Annotated in this window: 6 protein-coding genes and 1 CRISPR repeat array; of the genes, 2 read left to right on the forward strand and 4 right to left on the reverse strand. The window is 60.9% G+C overall.

Annotation, left to right across the window (positions count from 1 at the left end; genetic code table 11):
- Window positions 1–41: 41 nt before the first annotated feature.
- Entirely contained in the window at window positions 42–389 is a 348-nt protein-coding gene (locus SYN63AY4M2_RS09885) for a hypothetical protein (RefSeq protein WP_099812870.1), read from the reverse strand.
- Complete coding sequence (locus tag SYN63AY4M2_RS09890; protein WP_011431130.1) at window positions 389–736, reverse strand: c-type cytochrome; 348 nt, start codon at window positions 734–736, stop codon at window positions 389–391. Before SYN63AY4M2_RS09890 ends, SYN63AY4M2_RS09885 begins: the two co-directional genes overlap by 1 nt.
- 145 nt (window positions 737–881) lie before the next feature.
- Between SYN63AY4M2_RS09890 and dnaG the strand changes: the two genes are divergently transcribed.
- Window positions 882–2,777, forward strand: a complete 1,896-nt coding sequence (gene dnaG, locus SYN63AY4M2_RS09895) for a DNA primase (protein ID WP_011431129.1) — start codon at window positions 882–884, stop codon at window positions 2,775–2,777.
- 14 nt (window positions 2,778–2,791) lie between these two features.
- On the opposite strand, the gene SYN63AY4M2_RS09900 is transcribed toward dnaG, so the two are convergent.
- On the reverse strand, window positions 2,792–3,991 hold the full coding sequence (locus SYN63AY4M2_RS09900; RefSeq protein WP_099812872.1) for an FAD-binding oxidoreductase: 1,200 nt from the start codon (window positions 3,989–3,991) through the stop codon (window positions 2,792–2,794).
- Between the two features lie 253 nt (window positions 3,992–4,244).
- Here SYN63AY4M2_RS09900 and SYN63AY4M2_RS09905 point away from each other — a divergent pair, with 253 nt between their 5' ends.
- Window positions 4,245–4,859, forward strand: a complete 615-nt coding sequence (locus SYN63AY4M2_RS09905; protein WP_049749784.1) for a mechanosensitive ion channel domain-containing protein — start codon at window positions 4,245–4,247, stop codon at window positions 4,857–4,859.
- Between the two features lie 252 nt (window positions 4,860–5,111).
- Here SYN63AY4M2_RS09905 and SYN63AY4M2_RS09910 read toward each other — a convergent pair whose 3' ends face one another.
- Window positions 5,112–6,089: an alpha-ketoacid dehydrogenase subunit beta gene (locus SYN63AY4M2_RS09910; protein WP_011431127.1), complete on the reverse strand. Its 978-nt coding sequence runs from the start codon at window positions 6,087–6,089 to the stop codon at window positions 5,112–5,114.
- 341 nt (window positions 6,090–6,430) lie between these two features.
- Window positions 6,431–6,767: a CRISPR direct-repeat array (repeat unit 37 nt; unit sequence AGTTCCCCCTTCGGGGGGATCCCTGGAAATTGGAAAC).
- Window position 6,768 lies beyond the last annotated feature (1 nt).

The raw sequence follows: 6,768 nt of genomic DNA on the forward strand, positions 1-6,768 counted from the left end.
CTAGGTGGAAAGAGAACCAGGCAGGGTCTGGCTGGCAAAACCTATGGATGGTGATGGGATCCGTGGGATTCGGTTACGCTCATGCTGTGCTGACCCCAACTGGAGAGGCCCATGGACACCAGGCCGGCGCTGGCCAGGCCCATCGACACCAGCCCAAAAGAGAGGGCGCCCATCGCCACCAGGCCAATGGAGAGAATGCCGTGGGTCACCACGCCTATGGCCACCACCCCGTGGGCGGAGATGCCGACGGCCACCAAACCATGCGCCCCCACACCAACCGACAAGATTTTGCGGCGGGATCCCTGTGCTCCACAGCCCTGCTCCTGCGGCACCGGGGCGACAGAATTTTTCGGAGCCAAGGTCAGATCTTGAGTCCTCTCCTGAGCCATCAGCCTTTGCTCCAGTTGTGCTCAGCCCGGTCGAGAACATAGGCGGCCACGGCTTCGATTTCTTCTGGTTTGAGGAGCTTGCCAAAAGCGGGCATGGCCCCTTTGCCGTTGCGCACCTGGGCTTGGATCAGCTCAGGGGTATCCACGTGGTACTCGTGCAGGGCAGCCAGGGAAAGGTTTTTCGCCGCCACCAGAGTGTTGCGACCGTTCAAGTGACAGCCCACACACTTGGCCTGAAAGACCTTGGCACCCAAAGCCAAATCCGGTTCCGCAGAAGCCACCTGCGGGCCCCAGAAGACGGCGGCGCCGACCAGCAAAAGGAGCAAGAAAAACTTGATGATCCGCATTTTCCTCTCAACAATCTGCAAAAAACCGCTCATGGAAAAATCCAGCTTTTGAAGCTAGACCATTATCTCCACTAGGTCAGGTTAGGTCAAAAGACAGCCTGTCAACTCCCCTGCAGGTACCATAGGGTGCAGGATCCCCAGGGCCATGAGCAGTCTGCCGCCGGAGTTCATCCAGTTGGTGCGCCAGAAGGCCGACATCGTCGAGGTGGTGGCCGAAAAGGTGGTGTTGCGCAAGCAGGGCAAGAATTTCGTCGGCCTCTGCCCTTTCCACAACGACCACAAGCCCAGCTTTCAGGTCAGCCCCAGCAAGCAGATCTACAAGTGCTTTGCCTGCGGGGCGGGGGGAGATGTCATCCGCTTTGTCAGCCAGATAGAGGGCCTTTCCTTTGCCGAGGCGGTGCGCCACCTGGCCCGCCGCTACCATGTGCCGGAGCCCAAGGAATCCCTCTCCCAGGACTACGAGCGCCAACTCTCCCACCGGGAAAAGCTGCTGGAGATTTTGGCCCTGGCTGCCGATTTCTATCGGCATGCTCTCCGCTCCCAGATAGGATCCGCCGCCCGCCAGTACCTGCACAGCCGCCACCTGAGCGAAGAGACCTTGCAAAAATTTCAAATCGGCTTTGCTCCCCCCGGCTGGCACTCGCTCTACGAGTACCTGGTCAACCAAAAGCGCCAGCCGGTCAAACTTCTAGAAGAAGCCGGCTTGCTGGCGCCGCGCCAGCAGGGATCCGGCCATTACGACCGCTTCCGCAACCGCATCATGCTGCCCATTTTCGATTTGCAGGGGCGGGTCATTGGCTTTGCCGGCAGAGCCCTGGGAGAGGAGCAGCCCAAGTACCTCAACTCCCCGGAAACGGAACTTTTCAACAAGGGCCAGGTGGTCTATGGTCTCAACTTTGCCCGCGAGGCCATTGCCAAAGCCGACCAAGTCTTGGTGGTGGAAGGCTATTTCGATGTCATCGCCCTGCACCAAGCCGGCATCGCCTATGCCGTAGCCGCGATGGGCACAGCCTTGACGCCGCACCAGGTCAAGACTCTGCTGCGCTATACCCAGTCCAAGCGGCTGATTCTCAACTTCGATGCCGACCGCGCTGGGTTGAATGCCGCCAAGCGGGCCATCGAGGCCATTGAAGAGCAGGCGCGGCGGGGGGAAATCGAGCTGCGCATCCTCACCCTTCCTGCCGGGAAAGATGCCGACGAGTTCCTGCGGCAGCACTCGGTCTCCGCATTTGAGGCCCTGCTGGCTCAGGCTCCCCTGTGGCTAGATTGGCAAATTGACCAGGTGCTGGCCGGTCGGGATCTCGCTCAAGGTGCCGATTTCCAACAGGCCTATCAGGCGCTGGTACAACTGCTGGCTGGTTTGGGCGGGCAATGGCGCTCTCTGTACACCCACAAAGTGGCGGAATTGCTCAGCCGGGGCAACGCTCGCCTCTGCCGCGATCTGGAAGAGGACCTGCGCCGGGCCGTGCGCCAGTACCGCTGGTCCAAACCCCGGCAACTTGCTGCCCCCAAGGGATGCAAACTTTTGCAATCGGAGTCCCACCTTCTGCAGATCTTTTTGCACTTTGCCGAGTACCGCCGCGAGATCCGCCAAACCTTGATGGAGCGGGAGCTGCAGTTTAGCTTCCGTCCCCACCGGGAGCTGTGGCAGCGGATCTTGGAGCTGCTCTCGGCCCAGCCGGAGCTGGAAGACCAGGGAGAGGGTCTCCTGACCGCCCTGCGCACCCTCTGCGCCCAAGACGAGGACCTCAACGAGCGCCTCAGCCACCTGCTCTGGCTGGACGAAAATACCCGCGTGGCCCTGATGCGTCCGCGCCTGGTGGTGCGGGCTGCCTTGGCCAACATGGAGTTGGAAATTCGCCAGAAGCGCTACCGCTACTGGACGCAGCTCTGGGATCAGGCCTTTTCCGAGGGCAACACCGCTCTGGCTGCCCAGTACCAGGCCAGCATTCAACAGGAATATCAGGCTATTCAGGCCTTGCAGCGCCAGGTGCAACTCAACCTGGAAGACCTGCTGGAGGCACCGCTGGCTGAAGACTAGGGGGGCTCTTCTCCCTAAGGGAGCGGGGCAGGGGGTGAGGGCCCAGCAAAGCGCGCTGGCGAGAGGCTGGGGAGCCACTCATCCTCTTGTCCATAGGCCTGCTGGGCAAAGCGGCGAGCCAGGGCCGGCAGGATGGCCAAAGGGCTGCTGAAGCCGGAGAAGAGCTGCAGCCCTTCCCAGCCGGGCAGGGATCCCACCAAAGGCTGGTGATCGGCGCTGAAGGCCACCAAGCAGTGATACCACCGCCCAGGCAGGCGGGCCACCTGAGGCAGGTAGCGACCGGCCTGTTCCCGGATCTGGGCTTCGCTGGCAGCGGCATCTACCTCGGCCATGGGATCCGTCAGCACCCGACTAATCTGCCCCAGGCGAAGGCTGCCGTCGAGAAACTGCACGATCCCGACATCCAGGATGGGCGGGCAGAGCTCCTGTCCCGGCTGGTCCCAGAGGGGATCCCGGTCGGGGCGGCCAGCTTGCCGCTCCAGCTCCAAACGCTGCACGGGCGCGCCCATGACGATGGCTCTCAACCGCACCTCCGCAGGATCCAGCTCCAGGGATTCGGCGTGGGTGAAGTAGATAGGAGCCCAGATCCCGGCCTGGCGCAACAAAGCCCGTGTCCAGCCGCCGGCGCACACCACCACCTGAGCCGCTCCGCAGAAGTCGGTATCCGTCTCCACGCCCGTAATGCGCCGGCCCTGGCGCCGCAAGGCCCTTACGGTTTGCAAGAGCAGGGATCCCCCTAGGCGTTGGAAAGCCTTCTGAAAAGCCAGCGTCGTCAACCAGGGGTGGATGTGGCCATGCCGCGCCCAGAGTACACCCTCGAGGGCGGCAGGGTTTAAAAGCGGCTCTAGCTCACAGGCCGCCTCTACAGAAATTCGCTGCGGTGGGATGCGACAGTCGGCCAGATCGGCTTCCACTGCCTCCATCCTGTAGCCAGGGGCAACGGGCATGAGCAGATCCAGCTCGCGAAATTGAAGATCCGCCTCCAGCTCCTCTGACAGGGTGCGGTAGCGCTGGATCCCTTCTTCCCCCAAGGCTTTGAGCAGGGGGGTTTTCCCGGCCCAATGGGCCAGGCCACCGTAGCTGTAGCGAGTGGCACTGGACGGCAGCGCTTCCTTCTCAACGAGGAGAACGGATCCCCCCTGGCGGGCCAGCTCGTAGCTCAAGGCTGCCCCCGTGATCCCGCCGCCGACGACGATCCAGTCGTAGTTGGCCATGCTGCGGCCCTGAAACCTATCTTGCGGCAGAGTGGCTCTTTCAGGGTAGCAAGCACAGCAGAACCTAAGCCGTGGCGGATACCAGCTGAGGCGGAACCCACAGAGAGCCTCCCTGAGTCCTGATCGAGTGTTCCCGCCGAAGTCGAATGGCGTTCTCTGGCGTTCATCGTGATCGATAGCGTAGCAAGGGTGAAGATATGAACGAACTACTGCAAACCATCAACCGCAGTCTTCTAGAGATGGCGTTCGGGCCGTGCGGCGCCTGGCGGGATCCGCAGCCAACCGGTGGATCCCCAGCCCTTCCCTACAAATGCTGCTGGTGCAAGTCAGCCAAGTGGGTGCTTGGGTGGCAGGGATCCTGGCAGCCAGCGTGGTGGCTTTCCCAGATCTGCGCCTGGGAGATCTGATCGGGCTGTTGGGGTTAGGGTCGGTGGCCATCGGTTTTGCTTTTCAAGATATTTTCAAGAACTTCTTGGCGGGCGTGCTGCTGCTTTTGAACGAGCCTTTTCAACTCAATGACCAGATTGTCGTCGGGGATTTTGAAGGTACAGTTGAGGAAATCAGCATTCGCTCCACCCAGATTCGCACCTACCAAGGAGAACGGGTGGTGATCCCCACCAGCCCGATCACGGTCTTAACCGATCGCCCCTTTCGCCGCACCGATCTGGAGATTGGCCTCGACTACAACACACCCCTGCCCAAAGCCTTGGAGGTGCTGCTGGAGGCGATGCAAGGCGTGGAGGGAGTGCTGGCGGAGCCCCCTTTGAGCTGGACATCGTCGGCTTTGGCGACAGCTCCATCGATTTTGTGGTGCGCTACTGGACTCGGCCTCGCAAGGCGGAGGTGCGCCGCGTCCGCACTCAGGTGATATCGCCCTCAAGCAGGCCTGTGACCGGGCCGGATTGGTCATTCCCTACCCGATTCGCACGGTGTACCTGTTCGACCAGCAGGATTTTCAGGATCACCTCCCCACTTCCAGAGCCGCCTAGGGATAGCGGGCCGGCAGCATTTGGAACCGGCTCTCCCCCAGCAACACCGCCTTGGGGTTGGGATAGGTATCTTGCAAAAGGGCGCAGGCACTCCCCGCCCTCCGGCTACTGCCTGCCAGCAGGCAAGAGTCTCATCCGTAGAGGAGCCGCTCCACCGCTGCCACAATATCTGCCGGCTGCACAATGGTGGCCGCTTCTAGCGTGCCGTTGTAGGGGGTGGGAATGTCTTGGGAGGCCAGGCGCACTACGGGCGCGTCCAGCTCGTCGAAGAGTTCTTCCATGATGCGGGCCGTCAGCTCTGCCCCAATGCCGCCCGTTTTCATGTCTTCTTCCACGATGACCACCCGGTGGGTTTTGCGCACCGAAGCAGCAATCGTCTCCATATCGAGGGGCTTGAGGGAGATCAAGTCGATCACTTCCGGATCGATCTCCTGCTCCAGCAGGGTGTCCACGGCCTTAAGCACGTGGTGGCGCATGCGCGAGTAGGTGAGGATGGTAACGTCAGATCCCGTGCGGACAACTTCCGCCTTGTCCAGGGGCAAGAGGTACTCCTCCTCCGGCAGGTCTTCTTTGAGGTTGTAGAGGAGCACATGCTCGAAAAAGAGAACGGGGTTGTCGTCGCGGATGGCCGACTTGAGCAGACCCTTGGCGTTGTAAGGGGTGGAACAGGCGACGATCTTCAGACCCGGCACTGCCTGAAAGTAAGCCTCCAGCCGCTGCGAGTGCTCGGCTCCCAATTGGCGTCCCACCCCGCCTGGCCCGCGGATCACCAGCGGGATCTTGAAGTTGCCGCCGGACGTGTAGCGCAGCATGCCGGCATTGTTGGCAATTTGGTTAAAGGCCAGGAGCAAAAAGCCCATGTTCATCCCTTCCACCACAGGCCGCAAGCCGGTCATGGCTGCCCCGATGGCCAAGCCGGTGAAGCTGTTTTCGCAAATGGGGGTATCCAGGAGGCGCATCTCCCCGTATTTGCGATATAGGTCTTTGGTGACTTTGTAGGAGCCGCCGTAGTGGCCCACATCCTCTCCCAGAACAAACACATTGGGATCCCTGGCCATCTCTTCGTCGAGGGCGGCACGCAAGGCATTGTAAAGGAAGGTCTCGGCCATAGAGGGCAACCGCTGCTCAAAAATGTTGCTAAGTTTCCATTAAACCATTTTGCCGGCAGGGATCCGCTGGCAGACAACCCGCTGGGCAGGGCACCTCGCCCCTAGGGATCCCAACCCCGGTCATGTTGCCAAAAGCACACCAAAACGGTATCAGCAGCTCTGCGAGCGCCTCGCCAAAACCCGCAAAGGCCGATTCTTTCGTTGACCCGCTCGATGCCTTGCGCCACAAGGCTTTCAGGCCTCTCACCCCCCCTCTTCGGGGCCCTTTTTTGCCGTTTTCGACCGACCCCCTCGCAAATAGGCCTTGCATTCCTTGCCCCGCTTGGGTTTAATAAGGGTAGAGTTCCCCCTTCGGGGGGATCCCTGGAAATTGGAAACACGAGTGTTACCGTGCTCTGATGGAAGAAAACTAACCTAGTCGTTCCCCCTTCGGGGGGATCCCTGGAAATTGGAAACGTGACTATGATGGGGATCGCGTGAGCGTCTCCCTGTCTAAGTTCCCCCTTCGGGGGGATCCCTGGAAATTGGAAACGCCCACCATAGCATGGGCACTCCGTCTACGATAGCAGTTCCCCCTTCGGGGGGATCCCTGGAAATTGGAAACCATACAACCCTCCCTTTTCAGGGTAGAAACAACACCCAGTTCCCCCTTCGGGGGGATCCCTGGAAATTGGAAACT

The sequence above is a fragment of the Synechococcus sp. 63AY4M2 genome (genome assembly GCF_002760475.1).
Classification (GTDB): domain Bacteria; phylum Cyanobacteriota; class Cyanobacteriia; order Thermostichales; family Thermostichaceae; genus Thermostichus.

Excerpts from the sequence above, each read along its gene's own strand:
- dnaG (WP_011431129.1), top strand. The coding sequence starts at position 882 with ATGAGCAGTCTGCCGCCGGAGTTCATCCAGTTGGTGCGCCAGAAGGCC.
- SYN63AY4M2_RS09910 (WP_011431127.1), bottom strand. The coding sequence starts at position 6,089 with ATGGCCGAGACCTTCCTTTACAATGCCTTGCGTGCCGCCCTCGACGAA.
- SYN63AY4M2_RS09900 (WP_099812872.1), bottom strand. The coding sequence starts at position 3,991 with ATGGCCAACTACGACTGGATCGTCGTCGGCGGCGGGATCACGGGGGCA.
- SYN63AY4M2_RS09885 (WP_099812870.1), bottom strand. The coding sequence starts at position 389 with ATGGCTCAGGAGAGGACTCAAGATCTGACCTTGGCTCCGAAAAATTCT.
- SYN63AY4M2_RS09890 (WP_011431130.1), bottom strand. The coding sequence starts at position 736 with ATGCGGATCATCAAGTTTTTCTTGCTCCTTTTGCTGGTCGGCGCCGCC.